The organism is Streptococcus oralis, from assembly GCF_018448765.2.
Lineage (GTDB): Bacteria > Bacillota > Bacilli > Lactobacillales > Streptococcaceae > Streptococcus > Streptococcus oralis_BM.
Window position 1 is genome coordinate 1,660,002 of sequence record NZ_JAHCMC020000001.1, and the last position, 18,197, is coordinate 1,678,198.

The window sequence follows — 18,197 nt, forward strand, 5'->3', positions numbered from 1 at the left end:
TTACTTATATTGTTTTAAATCTAGATTTTCTGCATCATCGGCCAAACGGATAGCAGAGGCAATTTCAACCGCCATCCTGTGACTGGCTACGTCATGTACGCGCACCACTTCCACACCCTGTCTCGCAGCGATACTGGTTACATGAGCCGAAGCTGTGTCCCGATTGCGGAAACCAAGTTCGGTCTCAGGATTAACTTCAAAGCCATTTTCCTCCAGGATATTAATAACAAACCGCTTGCGCGAAACACCAAGAAAGATTGGATAGCCTTTCTGATGGAGTTTATCCAGATCCCGTAGAAGAAGCAGATTTTCTTTCTTAGTCAGACCAAAGCCAATTCCTGGATCCAGTAGAATATTTTCTCTTGCAATCCCAGCTTGATCCGCTCTCGCTAGAGCTCGTTCAAAGAAAGCCTCCATCAAGTCTTCGATTGGCATTTTTTCAAAGCCAGCTAACTCTTCTTCTGTAAAAGCTTGTCCAAAACCAAAATGAGGAAAGATGAGCGAACTAGGATGCTGAGGACGAGCCATAACTGGATTAAACATGATAACCACCTTCGCTCCAGCCTTAGCAACCACATCCGCCATTTTCTCATCTCCCATGAGACCCGTGATATCATTGACCAGATTGGCACCAGCAGCCAAGGCAGCCTCTGCCACCTGACTTTTCCAAGTATCAATGGAAATGAGAACATCACTTTCCTCACGGATAGCTTTAATCACTGGAACAACACGCTGGATTTCCTCTTCTATCTCAACATAGCTACTGCCCGGCCGGGGCCGGGTCGATTCTCCACCGATATCTAGCACACTCGCTCCTTCAGCTATCAATTTACGAGCTTGCTGGAGCGCCTGGTCAAGAGCAAGAAACTGCCCACCATCCGAAAAGGAGTCTGGGGTTACATTGATAATTCCACAAATAGCTGTTTTTTTGTGGTTGACTTTATTGGACATAACGGTCACTTCCTTAAGGCTTTTCATCATATTATTTCTCTATTTTACCATAAAAAGAAAAAAGATGGACACGTTAGTATTCATCTTTTCCAAGTAGGCCAATTGTTTAGAATGATAGACCTAGATTTCTACTAATCAATACCAATAAGGCCAACAAACAAAATGCAATACCATTGAGAATCATATGAAGCAAAATGGACATCTCCAAACGCTCAGTCTTATAGGCTGTCCAAGTCAAAACCGTTGACATTCCTCCATAAATAATCACAGAAGGTAAATTGGTTGGCATATGGAGTAAGGCAAAGACGATTGCACCAACAACAAAGCCAAGTTTTTCTTTTCCACGGAAGATCTTTTTAGGAATAATTCCACGACACAAAATTTCTTCACAAATCGGCGCAATCAAGACTAGTAGGAAGAAAGTTGAAATCAAGGAACTATTCTGAACCAAACCATTCAGTATTGATTGGTTATTGGTTGTTGCCTCATTTGTTAGTCGAAGCAGGAGTGAACCCAAGAGATTTGTCGCAAAAATCACCAGATAACTCAGTACCAAGCGAGCCAAGTCTTTTGCCTTAAAAAAGGATAGATTAAAAGTAGCAAGTTGTGTTTTTCGTGCACCAATAATAAATACAATCAAAACGACTATGGATAGGGCACCAACTAAGAGCCCTGACTGTAAAATCGGAAACTGTTTGTTTGCTAAAAACAAAGCAAGTCCTATGGGAAATTGAGATAGAACAAAAGCTACCAAAAGGATGAGCACCCATTTCCCTCTGTTCAAAACCTCTTGCCAAATCGTCTTATCTTTCATGATGTACCTCCTTATAATTAAAAAGGGGAGACTCCCCTTTTTCTATTATACCATTTATAGCGCCATACTGATATAGTTAAGGATAAACAAGGCATCCAAAATCCAAATCATCACGTGCACATCCTTGGCTTGACCTTTGACAACTTTTGTCAAGGTATATGTCAAGAAACCAACAGCAATCCCTTGTGTGATAGAGTAGCTGAATCCCATAAAGATAGATGTGAAGAAGGCAGGAACCGCTTCAGCCATATCATCCCAAGGGATATTTTTCAAGTTAGAAAGCATCATGATTCCGACGATGATCAAAATTGGTGCTGTTGCAGCTGTCGGAACAATCGCTAGAAGTGGGCTAAAGAAGCTAGATAGAGCAAAACAGATCGCAACCACTAGGGCTGTCAACCCAGTACGTCCACCAGCACCGATACCCGCCGCAGACTCAACATAGGTTGTCACGTTTGATGTACCTGCAATGGCACCTACTGAAGTTGCCACCAAGTCAGAGTAAAGAGCCTTGTCCAATTTAACTGACTCATGGTTTTCCCCACTTGTCGCAACGATACCAACTTTTTCACCAGTACCGATAAGAGTACCGATTGTATCAAAAATATCCGTTAGTGAGAAGGCAAGAATAGCCATCAAGGTTTCTGGTAAACGCGAAGTGTTTGAAATCAAAGATCCTAAACCTTCTGAACCAAGAGCAGCACCAAACAAAGTTCCTAAATCATTAACCGCTGATGAAAGATTATTGCTAGCAAAGTCGATCCCTGACAATTTGACAACACCAACAGCAATAGCAAGGACAGTCGTTGTTAAAATAGAAAGAATAATTCCACCCTTGATGCCTTTAACAACAAAGAAGATGGTAATAGCCAGACCTGCAAGAGCCACCAATACGGCTGGAGTATTGAAGTCTACCAAGCCTGGAACAGCTGCTGAGTTTGCTGTAAGTGCAGCTTGAGCCTTGTCCGCTCCTTCACCTGCTACAGTATAAGTACCTGGATCGATTGAGAATTTCAAGAGACCAGCATTCTTAATCCCAACATAGGCAAGGAAAACACCAATACCAGCCGAAATAGCTGAACGAAGTGTTGTGGGAATAGATTCGATGATCATTTTACGAACATTTGTCAAGGTAATAATCAGTGAAATAATTCCACAAATGAAGACCATACCAAGAGCTTCTTTCCAAGTATAGCCCATCCCAAATACAACTGTAAATGTAAAGAAGGCATTCAATCCCATACCTGGTGCTTGTGCGTAGGGCAAATTAGCATAGAAAGCCATCATCAAGGTACCGACTACAGAACCGATAATCGTTGCCAAGAACACACCTTGAACAGGCATACCCGTTTGGGAAAGCATTTGAGGGTTTACAAAGAGAATATAACTCATTGCAAAGAATGTTGTTAAACCAGCAAGCACCTCTGTACGAACATCTGTCCCGTGCTCTTTTAGTTTAAATAGTTTGTCCATCTTTAATCTCCTTTTGTTTTTTACGAACAATATTAGTATTATATCATTTATCATTCACCTTTTCAATATGTTTGTTTGATTTGTTTAATAAATCAAAGCAACTGTAGTTTTTGTTCTTATCTGCTTTTCTTCCTTCTTTTTGATATAATAGAAGACATCTTATCTGGAAACGACTAGGAAGGTTTATATGACTAAAAAAATTATCGCAGTCGATTTGGACGGAACCCTGCTGAATAGTGAAAGCAAGCTCTCCGATTTCACCAAAGAGACAATCAAAAAAATTTCAGAAAAAGGACACCATGTTATCATCACGACGGGACGTCCGTATCGTATGGCAAAAGATTTCTACCGTGAGCTAGAATTGCATACTCCCATGATTAACTTTAATGGTTCTCTTACCCATCTACCAGGACAGGCTTGGGAGCATGAAAAGTGCTTGACCTTGGACAAAAAATACCTCCTAGACATGGTCAAGCGCACGGAGGACATCCAGGCTGATTTTATTGCAGGAGAATATCGAAAAAAATTCTATATCACGACTCCGAATGAAGAAATTGCGGATCCTAAACTATTTGGCGTAGAGAACTTCCGGCCGGAAAATCAATTCAAACCTGAACGAGTAACCAAAGATCCCAACTGCATCCTTTTGCAAACAAGGGCTGAAGACAAATACGCTTTAGCGGACGAAATGAATCGTTTTTATCAGCACCAACTAGCTATCAATACCTGGGGCGGTCCCCTCAACATCCTCGAGTGTACTCCCAAAGGTGTAAACAAAGCCTTTGCTCTAGAGTACTTGCTCAATGTGATGAATCGTGATAAAAAAGACTTAATCGCCTTTGGTGATGAGCATAATGACACTGAAATGTTGGCATTTGCAGGCAAGGGATATGCTATGAAAAACGCCAATCCTGCTCTTCTTCCATATGCAGACGAACAACTTCCTCTGACCAACGAAGAAGATGGAGTTGCCCACGCTTTACAAAATTTATTCCTATAAAAGGGAAGATTGCACGGTCGCAATCTTTCCTTTTTGTTTTCATTCCATTTTCACAAAAGCGGCTCATTTTCTGTATTTTTATATTAAATTTTCTATTACCATTTTCATTTATCTCTCAAAAGCATTTATATATTAATATTTTTAAAAAGTCATTCTATGAAAACTTTTACATCTTTTTAGAAAAAGTAGTTGATTTTTATATGAAAACGGTTTATACTTAAAGTTAGGCTTAAAGTTTTCTTAAACATATAGTCAAACATTTTATAAGGAGGAATGACAATAATGAGTATCGGAATCATTATTGCGAGCCACGGCGAATTTGCTGCGGGTATTCATCAGTCAGGATCTATGATCTTTGGTGAACAAGAAAAGGTTCAAGTTGTAACCTTTATGCCAAATGAAGGTCCAGATGACCTTTACGCTAAATTCAACAACGCTGTGGCTGCATTTGACGCAGAAGATGAGGTTCTAGTATTGGCTGACCTTTGGAGTGGATCTCCATTCAACCAAGCTAGCCGCGTAATGGGAGAAAATCCAGAACGTAAGTTTGCCATCATCACAGGACTGAACTTGCCGATGTTGATCCAAGCCTACACAGAGCGCCTTATGGACGCGAATGCAGGTGTGGATAAAGTCGCTGCGAATATCATTAAAGAAGCCAAAGATGGCATCAAGGCTCTTCCAGAAGAGCTTAACCCAGTTGAGGAAGTTGCAACTGCTGCAGCTGCTCCAGTTTCACAAGCTGCTATTCCAGAAGGAACAGTTATCGGTGACGGTAAACTGAAAATCAACCTTGCTCGTCTAGACACTCGTCTCCTTCACGGTCAGGTTGCCACTGCTTGGACTCCAGATTCAAAAGCAGATCGTATCATCGTTGCTTCAGACAACGTTGCAAACGACGAGTTGCGTAAAGAATTGATCAAACAAGCAGCTCCTAATGGAGTAAAAGCCAACGTTGTCCCAATCCAGAAATTGATCGACGTTGCAAAAGACCCACGTTTCGGAGAAACTCATGCCCTTATCTTGTTTGAAACTCCACAAGATGCACTTCGTGCTATCGAAGGTGGCGTGCCAATCAAGACCCTTAACGTTGGTTCTATGGCTCACTCAACAGGTAAGACAATGATTAACAACGTTTTGTCTATGGACAAAGAAGACGTTGCAACCTTTGAAAAAATGCGTGACCTCGGTGTTGAATTTGATGTACGTAAAGTACCAAACGACACGAAAAAAGATTTGTTTGACTTGATTAAGAAAGCAAACGTTCAATAATGTTAATCTGTTTCTATCATTTTTGAAAACAGGATTAAATACTTTATTAAAACTAAATAGAAAAGGAATAAAACCATGTCAGATATTTCAATCATTTCTGCTATCTTGGTTGTAGTTGTTGCCTTCCTTGCAGGTCTTGAAGGTATCCTCGACCAATTCCAATTCCATCAACCAATCGTCGCATGTACCCTTATCGGACTTGCAACTGGTAACCTCGAAGCAGGGGTTATGCTTGGTGGATCTCTTCAAATGATCGCCCTTGGTTGGGCAAACATCGGAGCTGCCGTAGCTCCTGACGCTGCTCTTGCATCTGTTGCTGCAGCAATCATCTTGATCAAAGGTGGTAACTTTACTACTGATGGTATCGCCGTTGCAACGGCAACAGCTATCCCTCTTGCTGTAGCTGGACTTTTCTTGACAATGATTGTTCGTACAATCTCAGTTGCCTTAGTTCACTCAGCTGATGCTGCTGCTAAAGACGGAAACATTGCAGCTGTTGAGCGTGCTCACTTTGTTGCACTTCTTCTTCAAGGTCTTCGTATTGCAATCCCTGCTGCCTTCCTTATCGCTATCCCAGCTTCTGCTGTTCAAGACGCTCTTGGTTTGATGCCAGACTGGTTGAACGGTGGTATGGCTGTCGGTGGTGCTATGGTCGTTGCCGTTGGTTACGCTATGGTTATCAACATGATGGCAACTCGTGAAGTATGGCCATTCTTCGCTATCGGTTTTGCTCTTGCAGCTATCTCTCAATTGACTTTGATTGCCCTTGGTGTCATCGGTGTTGCCCTTGCCTTCATCTACCTTAACCTTACAAAACAAGGTGGAAACGGTGGCGGCGGAGCTGCGACTTCTAACGACCCAATCGGTGATATCCTAGAAGACTACTAGAAAGGGGAACAATCATGGCTGAAAAAATTCAATTATCAAAATCAGATCGTCAAAAAGTTTGGTGGCGTTCACAATTCCTTCAAGGTTCTTGGAACTACGAACGTATGCAAAACTTGGGTTGGGCTTACTCATTAATCCCAGCTATCAAAAAATTATACACTAAAAAAGAAGACCAAGCGGCTGCTCTTGAGCGTCACCTTGAGTTCTTCAACACTCACCCATACGTAGCTGCTCCTATCATGGGGGTTACTCTTGCACTTGAAGAAGAGCGCGCTAACGGTGTAGAAATCGATGACGCGGCTATCCAAGGGGTTAAAATCGGTATGATGGGACCTCTTGCTGGTATCGGTGACCCAGTATTCTGGTTTACAGTTCGTCCTATCCTTGGAGCCCTTGGTGCATCACTTGCTGCATCTGGTAACATTGTTGGTCCCCTTCTCTTCTTCTTTGGATGGAATGCTATCCGTATGGCCTTCCTATGGTATACACAAGAGTTCGGTTACAAAGCTGGATCTGAGATCACTAAAGACATGTCTGGTGGTATCTTGAAAGACATCACTAAAGGTGCTTCTATCCTTGGTATGTTCATCCTTGCCGTTCTTGTACAACGTTGGGTATCCATCAACTTCACTATCAACCTTCCAGGCAAACAATTGTCAGAAGGTGCCTACATCAACTTCCCAGAAGGTCCTGTTACAGGAGCTGAGTTGAAGGGCATTCTTGGTCAAGCGCTTAGTGGTATGAGCCTAGATAGAGTTCAACCACAAACGCTTCAAGGTCAGTTGGACTCATTGATTCCAGGATTGATGGGACTTCTCCTTACTTTCCTTTGCATGTGGTTGCTTAAGAAAAAAGTATCTCCAATCACAATCATCCTTGCCCTCTTTGCAGTTGGTATCGCAGCTCGTTTCTTCGGTATCATGTAATCTCGGTGAGAATATATAAACAAAAAAGAATCAGGATTAAACCTGATTCTTTTTATGTATCAACTTTTTCTCCTAGTAAGATAATGAAAGCACCCAATCACCACTGCTAGTATGGCAACATAGAGTAGCTGTTTGGCTTCTAAAGGCACAAAAGCTCCCTGTAGGATAAAAGTATTGGCAAGTACACCAACAAGGGCTGCAAGGCTCAAAAACGTGAGCAAAAGCATCTTGTATCGATTAAAAGGCAAGCTGACCTTGGCAACTAGACACAGACCATTGATCAGGGCAAGGAGGAAGCAAATAAATTTGACCTGACCTGGGACAGTGATAAAGAAATTGGTCAAAAGAACACTAGCAACCAGAACGCCACCACCAATCGCCGCGTTGGTTAGGATATCTCTCATAAAGTGAGTGCTAACCTTTTCTTTATTGGACTCAAAAGTCAGGAAGAAGGATGGAATCCCAATCGTAATGGCTGAAATGATTGTAAACTGAATGGGGATAAAGGCAAATTCCAAACCAAATACCACACTCAAAATGGCAAAAACGATGGAGAAGAAGGTCTTTGTTAGAAAAAGAGAGGCTACCTTTTGGATGTTGTTAATGACCCGGCGTCCTTCCATCAAGATATCATAAAATACTGCAAAGTCATCAGTGAGAAAAACAATATTGGATACACTTTTGGCTGCACTCGTAGCCCCCTTCATGGCAAAACTAATATCTGCTTTCTTGAGAGCCAGAACATCATTGACTCCATCACCACTCATGGCAACTGTTTTACCAGCATTTTGCAAAATAGATACCATCTTTTGCTTCTGTTCAGGTGTCACACGTCCAAATATTTCGTGTTCCAAGACCACTCTTTCAAAGTCATCATCGCTCACCTTGGTCATATCAATAGCCCGCGCTTCTTCCTTAAAACCTGCCTTACGAGCCACCCCATATACAGCCACATGATTATCACCACTGATAATCTTCACTTCAACACCTTGAGATTCGAAATAGTCAAAGGTTTCCTTGGTATTGTCCTTAATCTCATCTGACAAAACGACGTGGCCTAGTAGTTCCACATTAGCTGGACTCGTAATCTGGTCCCTGCTATGAGCGAGTGTTAAGATTCGAAAACCTTGCTGTTTTAGATGTTCATAGTAGGCATCCATCGGCTGGGTAAAGCCTAGAAACTCATAGGCTCCGAAGAAATAGGTCCCACCCTCTTTTACTTGGACAAAGGAATACTTATTTTTACTTGAAAATGCACCGACTTCTTGAACTTCCCACTTTTTCTCACAGGTTAAGTAAGTCTTCAGAGCTCGGGAAGTTGCATTTTCATCTTCGAAATAAGCCAAATAAGAAGATAGTTTCTCTGCTACATTAGCATCCATTTCTTGGACCTTCATATTCCCCGTCGTGATAGTTCCCGTCTTATCAAAACAAAGAATATCTACTCGCGCCAAGGTCTCTACACAGTATAGCTCCTGTACCAGAACCTTCTTTTTAGCCAGCTTCATGGCTGCTACTGCTAGGGACACACTAACCAAGAGAATCAAACCCTCTGGAATCATGCCGACCAAGGCACCTGAACTTCCTAAAACAATTTCAACATAAGACCGTCCTAGACTAAAACCTCTGACATAGAGCAGAATGGCAACTGGCACCAGCAAGATCGAGACGATTTTTAAAATCTTATCCATGTAATCGCGTAGTTGAGAAGGGTATTTTTTGAATTCCTTGCTGGATTTTGCGAGTTTGTTGATATAACTATCGGGTCCGACCGCCGTCGCCGTGACCAGACAAGTACCGCTAACGACATTGCTTCCGCTCATCAGCTTGTCACCTGCTGTTTTAAAGACTGAATCACTCTCACCAGTCAGCAAGGACTCATCCACTTCGATCGTTCCTTCAAGCACTTCTGCATCGACAGGTACCTGATCTCCCAGATTGAGATGCAGATACTCACCCAGAACGATGTCCTCCGAATCAATCTCAATCATTTGACCATCTCGGTTGACTCTATACTTACTTTTACCAAGCAAACTTAGCTTTTCCAGAGCATTTTTTGAACGCACTTCTTGGAAAATTCCAATGGCTGTATTGATAGCAATCACACCTAAAAAGAGCATATTTTCAAATCGCAAGGTTGTGGCTACCAGAACTGCCAGAGCCAGGTTCATGGCATTAAAGAAGGTAAAGATATTTGAAACGACGATTTCCTTGGTTGTTTTGTAGGGTTTAATGTCGCTGATATTTCGTTGACGATCCTTGATGTCTTGACTGCTTAAATACTTCATTTCTACTCCGATATCCTTTTGTACTACTATAGTAACACATATCTTTTTCTCTGTCACTTAAAGACTCAAAATAAGGAGAACTCCCTTGGCAAGCATCACCTATCGCCACTTCAAGAAGAACTTAAAAAGAGGCTAGGATTCCCCTAACCTCTTTTCTTTATGCTTTATTCTGCCAAGGCTCCCATTGGATCCCATGGTGCAAGTACGATTGGTTCTGCTTCATAGGCAGCTTGTTCTTCTGCTGTCAGCAATTCTTTACGGACAACGATTTGGTAAGTGTATTCGTCCATCCAAGCGTCTGAGGCGACAAAGTAACCATCTGCACCGACCTTGTCTCCCCATGAGTTTTCAACTTTCCACTTGGTTGACTTGCCATTTTCGTCCAAGTCCACACCTGTCAAGACCATGGCGTGGGTCATCAAACTTTCGCTGTAGTCCAAACGTCCAGCCTTGTCTTGAGTCAGTTGAATATCCATGCTTGATTCAAAGTCATAAACATCAGTCGCAAGGATTCCAGCTTTGCGGTTGCTGAGCTGGCCGACATCTGAACCAAACCAAACAGTTTCTCCTGTTTGCATTTGGGCAATCGCCAATTCTTTTAAGCGCTCCATTGGTACGTTGATGTAACGAACTGCACGGCTACCAACCACATTTCCCAACATCTCAACTGTGTAAGATTTACCGTAAGGCTTGTCAGCAGTTGGAGCATTGATAACAGAAACGTAGTCTTCTAGAGGAAGATTGACATATTTCTTGTAAAACTCTTGTGGCGTGATACCCTTTTCGCTTTGGTAGTTATCATCCTTATCGCGATAAGCAAAGTCAAATTTACGCGGTGGAAGACCTAGTGACATAGCAAGGAAGTTAAAGATTTCTTGCAAGAGGTCTTCTTTCTTAGCTTGAACAGTCGCTTGGTCCGCACCAGAAGCAAGCAAGTCACGCAAGATTTGGGCATCTTGACGGAGCAATTTATTGAGGATGGCATTGAGCTCACGGCTGCTGCTAGATGAAACAGACTCAGGGTAAACTGACTTAGGAACGACACCGTATTTCTCAAAGAGGGCCACGACCATATCCCATTGACCACCGTCTTGTTGAGGGGTTTGGAGTAGGAAGCTAACCTTGCGGCTCGTCAATTCTTGGTCTGCAGTCGCAATGACTTGCTCCAAGAACCAGTTAGATTTTTCATACTTGTCCCAGAAGAAAGTGTGGGCTTGTGACAATTCAAAGTTTTCCAATTTGTATTGAGAGATGAGTTTGTGACGGAAAGTGTTGAGAGCTGCAAACATCCAACAACGACCAGACGCTTTCTGGTTAGTAACCTTGTCCTTGGTCAAATCTAATGAGAAAACAGGTGCATTGTCTACATGACTTTGGCGACGTTCTAGGGCTGCAAAAATTCCGTTGTGGCTGGCAGCATTTTCAATCGCTTGGTATTTGATATTTGCTTCATAGTTAGCAAATAGTTTATCAGTAAATGATTCTTGAATCGCGTTCATAGATTCCTCCTTTTATTCTACTGTCTATTATAACTCTTTTCACAAAGGAAGCAACTGAAAACATAAAAAGGCAAGGACATTCTCCTCGCCTTTTCTAAAATAAATCAAATTAAACAATACTCGCAAGGAGAACCTCTAACTCCTCCTTGGTCAGACGACGCCATTCTCCTCGTTCTAAATTCTCGTCCAAAGCTAAAGTTCCCATCGTCAAACGTTGTAGGTCCACTACTTCCTTGCCACAGTAGGATACCATACGCTTGACCTGATGGAACTTCCCTTCTGCAACGGTTACACGAACCAAACTTTGATTCTTTTCTGTATCTGTAGAAACAAGCTCCAGTCTAGCAGGCTGGCAGGTAAAGTCTTTGAGAGAAATGCCCTTGGCAAATGTTTCCACATCTTCTTGGGTCATAATCCCCTTGACCTGAGCCAAGTAAGTTTTATCCACATGACGTTTGGGTGAAAGAAGGGCATGAGCCAGTTGACCATCATTAGTCAAAAGCAAAAGACCATGGGTATCAATATCCAAGCGCCCCACTGGAAAGACTTCCTTGGCGCGAGCATAGTCATCTAACAAGTCTAAAACAGTTCTATGCTTGGGATCTTCAGTCGCCGAAATGACTCCTTGGGGCTTGTTCATCATGTAGTAAACAAACTCCTCGTACTCTAGCACTTGGCCATCAAAGCAAATCTCGTCTCCTTCTTCATTAATTTACAGTTTAGCTGATTTTTCTTTTTTACCATTTACCGTCACCCGCCCAGCTTTAAGCAAGTTTTTAACCTCCGTCCGACTTCCTACTGCGCAAGCAACTAAAAATTTATCTAATCTCATAGAACTATTATATCATACTTAAAAGGAGGCTGGCTCAATAGCCAACCTCCTTTCCTTTTCAGAGTCGGGAAGCTAACTTCCTCTTTTCCAGAAGATAGCTAAGACAACCATGGCACCAAGAACTGCTGGGATAATGGCTGTACCGTTTAGGCTTGGCCCCCAAGAACCAAAGAGTAATTGTCCTAGAAAGGCACCAATCCAACCGAGAAACATCTTCCCAAAGCATCCCATACGTTCTCCACGATTGGTAATAGCTCCAGCTAATAGTCCGATTAAAAGGCCGACAAACATGCTTCCAATCATAGCTTCTCCTTAATTTACCCAGTCTCCATTACGGAAGAGTGGTACGCGTGTTCCATCCTCACGGATACCATCAATATCCATTTGATTCGAACCAATCATAAAGTCCACGTGAACATCTGAACGGTTCAGTCCTGCAGCTTCAAGCTCTTCTTCGCTCATCTCTGCACCACCAACGACGCTGGTCGCATAGGCTGCACCGATAGCCAAGTGGTTTGAAGCATTCTCATCGAAAAGGGTGTTAAAGAAGGTAATGCCTGATTGAGAAATTGGGCTTGGATCTGGTACCAAGGCACATTCACCCAAGGCACGCGCACCCGCATTTTCAAAGACAAGGTCTTTCATGACCTGGTCACCCTTCTCAGCAGTGATATCTACGATTTGACCATCCTTGAAGGTTACTTTAATTCCCTCAATGATATTTCCGTTGTAGCTAAGTGGTTTTGTAGAAGTGACATAGCCATCTGCGAGACGAAAATCAGGCGCTGTGAAGACTTCCTCTGTTGGCATATTTGGCAAGAATTCTTCGCCCTGTGCATTGACTGCATCAGCTGATTCCCAAACGTGGTTCTTTGGCAAACCAAGTGTCAAATCTGTTCCTGGCGCTGTGTAGTGAAGGGCTGAAAATTGTTCTTTATTAAGCATATCTGCCTTGCTCTTGAGGATGGCTGCATGTTCTTCCCAAGCCTTAACTGGATCTTCTTCATAGACACGGCAAGTTTTGAAGATTTGGTCCCAAAGGAGATCGACTGCTTCTTCATCGCTCGCAGCATTTGGAAAGACTTTCTTAGCCCACTCAAGCCCAGCAGCGGCTGCTACAGTCCAGCTAACCTTGTTGGATTGCGTTGCGATGCGCATTGGCTTCATAGCAAGTCCCATCGCTTTAGCAGAAGCTGAAAGCTTGTCAGCGTCCACACCATTCAAGGCACCTGGGTCAGAAGAACGGACACCAAGACGGCTAGCCTTGTTCTCCAAGAGATAGTTCATTTCAGCAATCTTGTATTCTGGCACATTGTCCAGACGCTCCATCGGCGCGTGGAGGAATTTCTCACGGTTGATGACATCATCTGTCCACTGAACGATAACCTCGTGCGCACCCAAAGCATAGGCTTCTTTGACGATCAAGTGAGCCAACTCACGTTGCTCCACATCAATAGAGAGGGCCAAGGTATGACCAGGTTGCACGTTCACTCCGTTTGCAACCAAAAGCTTAGCGTATTTTTCTAGATTTTCTTTAAAATTTGGTAAAACCATCTTGTTTCTCTTTTCTATTTTTATTTTTCTTTCAAAGCAGAGAATAATCCTGCTAAAGCAATAGCACCTGACAAGAGTGCTGTTGATAGGATAATTGTTTCATCTGCCAGCTCTAGCTGATAGTCAAAAACCTTTTCAGCTGGTTTGTCTTCCGCAAAGATTCTAAGTTTCATAAAGATGTTCTCCGTTCTAATTCTTAACACAAATCATCAAACAAACTCAACTGGTTATCCTCTGGCATATTACCAAGAATCCCCATTTCATCCATCTTTTCAACCAAGGTTGATGAAAGTCCACCACGCTTGCGGAGTTCTGTCTTAGAAAGGAACTCACCCTCTTGGCGCGCTCGCACCAACTGCTTGGCAACGTTCTCTCCCAGACCATCCATTGCTACAAATGGCGGAATGAGGGTATCCCCATCGATGAGGAACTCTGTTGCCTGACTACGGTAGAGATCGAGTTTGCCAAATTTGAAACCACGTTCCCACATTTCATTGACAATCTCAAGAGTTGTATAGAGATCAATTTCCACATTAGAGGCTTCATTGTTCTTCCGTTTTTCAGAGATTTCCTCCATTCTGCGCTTAATGGCATCCAAGCCCGCACCCATTGTCTTGATATCAAAGGCCTTGGCACGGATTGAGAAATAAGCACAGTAGTAATAAATGGGATGGTGAACCTTGAAGTAGGCCACACGCAAGGCCATCATAACGTAGGCTGCCGCGTGAGCTTTAGGGAACATGTATTTGATTTTCCCACAGGACTCGATATACCACTCTGGCACCTTATTGGCCTTCATAGCCTCGATGTAGCCATCTCGCTCCTCTTCGGAAATCTTTAGCCACATGCCTTTACGTACCCGTTCCATGATAGTAAAAGCCATCTTAGGTTCAAGACCAGCATGCATGAGATAAACCATGATATCGTCCCGACAACCGATAACAGTCGATAGGTCCGCAATCCCTTGCTTGATCAGATCCTGGGCGTTCCCCAGCCACACATCGGTACCGTGGGATAGACCAGACAGCTGAAGTAACTCCGCAAAAGTCGTCGGATGCGTCTCATCTACCATTCCACGTACAAAGTTGGTTCCGAACTCTGGAATTCCCAGCATCCCTGTCGGAGTTCCAATTTGCTCAGGCGTCACCCCTAAAACTTCCGTTCCAGAAAAGAGAGCCATAACGCTTTCATCATCCATGGGGATTTCATTAGGGTCAATACCAGACAAGTCCTGCAATTTCCGAATCATGGTCGGATCATCATGCCCCAGTACATCAAGTTTGAGAACGTTCTCGTCGATATCGTGGAAGTTAAAGTGAGTCGTCTGCCATTCAGCCGTCACATCATCCGCTGGATACTGAACAGGCGTAAAATCGTAGACATCCATGTAGTTAGGAATAACAACGATTCCCCCCGGGTGTTGTCCCGTTGTGCGCTTGACACCAGCAGCACCTTGGGCGAGGCGTTCTACCTCTGCATCACGATAAAACTTCCCATAATCTCTCTCGTAGCCCTTTACAAAGCCATAGGCAGTCTTAGCAGCCACCGTACCAACCGTTCCTGCACGGAAGGCATATTCTTCACCAAAGATATCACGCACATCCAAGTGAGCGCTAGGCTGGTCTTCTCCCGAAAAGTTCAAGTCAATATCGGGAACCTTGTCCCCATCAAAACCAAGGAAGGTCTCGAAAGGAATATCCTGCCCATTTTTGCTGAGTTTGTGGCCACAGTTTGGACAATCCTTATCGGGCATATCAAATCCTGAACCATAAGAACCATCTGTGATAAATTCACTATACTGACACTGACTACAAACATAATGGGGAGAGAGAGGATTAACCTCCGTAATCCCAATCATGGTCGCAACGAAACTGGAACCGACAGATCCACGAGAACCAACCAAGTAACCCCGTTCATTAGAACGTTGCACCAGCATCTGGGAGGCCAGATAAATCACGGCAAATCCATTCCCCAGTATGGATGTTAATTCTTTTTCAATCCGCAAATCAACAATATCTGGCAGCGGATTTCCATAAATCTCAAAAGCTTTCTTGTAGGTCAGCTCAGCAACCGTTTCTTCAGCCTTGTCAATGAAAGGCGTGTACAGGTCACTCTTAACCACCTCAACAGGCTCAAAGGTTTCTGCCAAGGCATTGGTGTTTTCAATAACCAGTTTACGAGCCAGTTCCTCGCCCAAAAAGGCAAATTCATCCAACATCTCATTGGTTGTTCGAAAATGAGCCTTTGGCAGAGGAGCCGGTTGGGCATGTTCACCGTGACCAATGGTTCGGTTAATCATAGCCCCCTGTCCCAAACTACGGACGATAATTTCACGGTAAATCTCTTCTTCCGGTTCGATATAATGAACATTACCCGTAGCCAGAACAGGTTTACCAAGACGGTCTCCCACCTCTATCAAACTCTTGATAATAGTTTGGAGTTCCTCCATATCCTTAACCTGCTCTTTAGCAATCAATGGTGCATAGATAGCTGGTGGCATAACCTCGATAAAGTCATAATACTTGGCCACCTCAACCGCCGCATCCACACCTTGGGAAACGACTGCATCAAAAACTTCACCTTCAGAGCAAGCCGTTCCTAAAATCAAGCCCTCCCGATGAGCATCTAGAACCGTTCTCGGAATCCGTGGTACCCCTTCAAAGTACTTGGTATTGGACAAAGAAACCAGCTTAAAGATATTTTTTAGACCTACTTGATTCTTGACATAGATGGTCGCATGCTTGATCCGAGCTTTTTTATAAGAGTCTGGACTAATCAAATCAATATTCAGTCTAGCCAGATCAGTCACACCATGTTTTTCTGCTACATCCTTGATAAAGATAAAGAGCAAACGACCAGTAGCTTCCGCATCGTAGTTGGCCATGTGGTGGTGGTCCAGTGCCACACCAAAACGCTTGGTCAAAGGTCCCAAACCATGACGTTTATACTCAGGATAGAGGTTTCTAGCAAACTCCAGCGTATCAATAACTGACTGGCTAATCTTAGGCAGACCATGACGCTCATAGTTAGCATTCATAAAGCCAACGTCAAAGGTAGCATTGTGGGCAACTAGAACCGTATCCTTGCAAAATTCTTGGAATTCTTGTAAAACTTGTTCCAGTGGTTTGGCATTTTTGACATGGTCATCTGTAATTCCAGTCAACTCGGTAGTAAAGGCTGACAAGGGATATCCAGGATTGATAAATTCATCAAATTCGGCAATAACATTTCCCTTGTACATCTTAGAAGCCGCAACTTGAATCAAGTCATTATAGATAGCTGAAAGTCCCGTCGTTTCCACGTCAAAAACCACGTAGGTCGCTTCTGACAAGTCCATCTCTACTTCGTTGTAAACGATAGGAACACGGTCTTCAACGATATTGGCTTCCATTCCATAGATCAGCTGAATTCCTGCTTTCTTAGCTGCCTTATAGCCATGTGGAAAGGACTGAACATTCCCATGGTCCGTGATAGCAACCGCCTTGTGTCCCCACTTTGCAGCTGTCGCAATAATTTCCTCTACTTCTGGCAGAGCATCCATGGTCGACATATTAGTATGAGCATGAAACTCAACCCGACGCTCACCTTCCGGCATCAAATCCTTCCGCTCATAGTGAACAACTTCCTGCACATCCTGCACGTTCATTGTCAAATCTCGTGTGAAGTTATTCATCTCCACATTCCCACGAACACGAAGCCAAGAATTTTTCTTAATGATGTCAAACTTCTGAGCCTCTTCTTCATTCTTAACCCATTTTTGCATTGAAAAACTTGAAGTGTAGTCCGTCATTTTAAAGTTGATCAAAACGCGACCAGTTCTGGTCACCTTATGCTCCACATCAAAAACGACCCCTTCAAAAACCAAACGATTTTCCTCAGTCGTCACATCAATCATCTGAGTAACTTCAGCCTTATCCAATTTTGATTTTGCCGCAGCCTTTTTAGCCTGAAAATCAAAGGCCGGTTTCTCTTCTACTGGAGGAGCCATCTGTTCCAGTTGTTCCATAGCACGCAAAGCCTCTTCATTAGCAGCCTGAACGATTTGTTCATTCTTCATATGGAAGGCTTCTTCCTGCTCCTGTGTAAGAGCATCATTCTTTTCGATTTGGCAGACAAAAGCTGGAAAACCAAACTTTTCAAGTTGCTTTGTTAAATTAGGAAGATGATTTTTCTTAAAGTGTTCCTTATCAATCACCTCTGAACCTTCAATAAAGAGCTGATTTCCCTCTGCACGAACTTGCAAATTCTGATAAAGAGACTTAAACCCTTGACTAGCACATGGACCTTCAGAAAAAGCCTCCTTATAGTAGGCCTGCAAGAGTTCATTCGAAAATTCTTGAGAGAGAGCCTTGATTTCGAAAACAGCTTGATTCCCTGTCTTAGAAAATTCTTCACTAAGCCCTTTCTTTAATTCTAAAAAGATTTCAATCGGTAAAATATTAGAAAATACAAAATGAAATTCCCAAATCTTACTAATTTTATGAACCACAACACGCTCAATACTTGCATTAACAAGAGCAGGATCCTGTCTCAATTTATCAGAGATTCCTATTTGATTCATTAAAATTTCAAACTTACTTGACATTCAATTTCCTCACATTATTCTCTTACTATTTTACCATAATTAAAGAAAATATATAGCCACTACCATTCCTTAAGCACTGCTAGTTTTCCTAAATTCATTCCTTAAAAACAAAAAA

General features: G+C 42.9%; 13 protein-coding genes and 1 pseudogene. 4 read left to right on the forward strand and 10 right to left on the reverse strand.

Annotated elements, in window-relative coordinates; all coding sequences use genetic code 11:
- From folP to KIH88_RS08345, 3 genes are all read right to left on the reverse strand, one after another.
- On the reverse strand, nt 1-981 hold the full coding sequence (folP, locus tag KIH88_RS08335; protein ID WP_213988849.1) for a dihydropteroate synthase: 981 nt from the start codon (nt 979-981) through the stop codon (nt 1-3).
- Nucleotides 982-1,057: 76 nt separating this feature from the next.
- Nucleotides 1,058-1,765, reverse strand: coding sequence for a CPBP family intramembrane glutamic endopeptidase (locus KIH88_RS08340; protein WP_000653642.1), 708 nt, complete (start codon nt 1,763-1,765; stop codon nt 1,058-1,060).
- Nucleotides 1,766-1,819: 54 nt separating this feature from the next.
- Complete coding sequence (locus KIH88_RS08345; RefSeq protein ID WP_000359243.1) at nt 1,820-3,238, reverse strand: NCS2 family permease; 1,419 nt, start codon at nt 3,236-3,238, stop codon at nt 1,820-1,822.
- A 187-nt stretch (nt 3,239-3,425) separates the two neighbouring features.
- Here KIH88_RS08345 and KIH88_RS08350 point away from each other — a divergent pair, with 187 nt between their 5' ends.
- From KIH88_RS08350 to KIH88_RS08365, 4 genes are all read left to right on the forward strand, one after another.
- On the forward strand, nt 3,426-4,238 hold the full coding sequence (locus tag KIH88_RS08350) for a Cof-type HAD-IIB family hydrolase (protein WP_000162371.1): 813 nt from the start codon (nt 3,426-3,428) through the stop codon (nt 4,236-4,238).
- Between the two features lie 282 nt (nt 4,239-4,520).
- Complete coding sequence (locus tag KIH88_RS08355) at nt 4,521-5,510, forward strand: PTS sugar transporter subunit IIB (protein ID WP_049500953.1); 990 nt, start codon at nt 4,521-4,523, stop codon at nt 5,508-5,510.
- Nucleotides 5,511-5,585: 75 nt separating this feature from the next.
- On the forward strand, nt 5,586-6,398 hold the full coding sequence (locus tag KIH88_RS08360; protein WP_001280317.1) for a PTS mannose/fructose/sorbose transporter subunit IIC: 813 nt from the start codon (nt 5,586-5,588) through the stop codon (nt 6,396-6,398).
- Between the two features lie 14 nt (nt 6,399-6,412).
- Nucleotides 6,413-7,324: a PTS system mannose/fructose/sorbose family transporter subunit IID gene (locus KIH88_RS08365; RefSeq protein WP_000818313.1), complete on the forward strand. Its 912-nt coding sequence runs from the start codon at nt 6,413-6,415 to the stop codon at nt 7,322-7,324.
- Between the two features lie 59 nt (nt 7,325-7,383).
- Here KIH88_RS08365 and KIH88_RS08370 read toward each other — a convergent pair whose 3' ends face one another.
- From KIH88_RS08370 to KIH88_RS08400, 7 genes and pseudogenes are all read right to left on the reverse strand, one after another.
- Nucleotides 7,384-9,612 (reverse strand): HAD-IC family P-type ATPase, encoded by a 2,229-nt coding sequence (locus tag KIH88_RS08370; protein ID WP_213988850.1) that lies wholly within the window; start codon nt 9,610-9,612, stop codon nt 7,384-7,386.
- Between the two features lie 164 nt (nt 9,613-9,776).
- Nucleotides 9,777-11,111, reverse strand: coding sequence for an aminopeptidase C (pepC, locus tag KIH88_RS08375; RefSeq protein WP_213988851.1), 1,335 nt, complete (start codon nt 11,109-11,111; stop codon nt 9,777-9,779).
- Between the two features lie 109 nt (nt 11,112-11,220).
- Nucleotides 11,221-11,943, reverse strand: a pseudogene (locus KIH88_RS08380) (pseudouridine synthase).
- Between the two features lie 72 nt (nt 11,944-12,015).
- Complete coding sequence (locus tag KIH88_RS08385; protein ID WP_213988852.1) at nt 12,016-12,246, reverse strand: GlsB/YeaQ/YmgE family stress response membrane protein; 231 nt, start codon at nt 12,244-12,246, stop codon at nt 12,016-12,018.
- A gap of 9 nt (nt 12,247-12,255) precedes the next feature.
- On the reverse strand, nt 12,256-13,497 hold the full coding sequence (locus KIH88_RS08390) for an aminopeptidase (RefSeq protein WP_213988853.1): 1,242 nt from the start codon (nt 13,495-13,497) through the stop codon (nt 12,256-12,258).
- 20 nt (nt 13,498-13,517) lie between these two features.
- Nucleotides 13,518-13,670 (reverse strand): hypothetical protein, encoded by a 153-nt coding sequence (locus KIH88_RS08395; protein WP_000776617.1) that lies wholly within the window; start codon nt 13,668-13,670, stop codon nt 13,518-13,520.
- Between the two features lie 23 nt (nt 13,671-13,693).
- On the reverse strand, nt 13,694-18,082 hold the full coding sequence (locus tag KIH88_RS08400) for a PolC-type DNA polymerase III (RefSeq protein WP_213988854.1): 4,389 nt from the start codon (nt 18,080-18,082) through the stop codon (nt 13,694-13,696).
- Between the last annotated feature and the right edge of the window lie 115 nt (nt 18,083-18,197).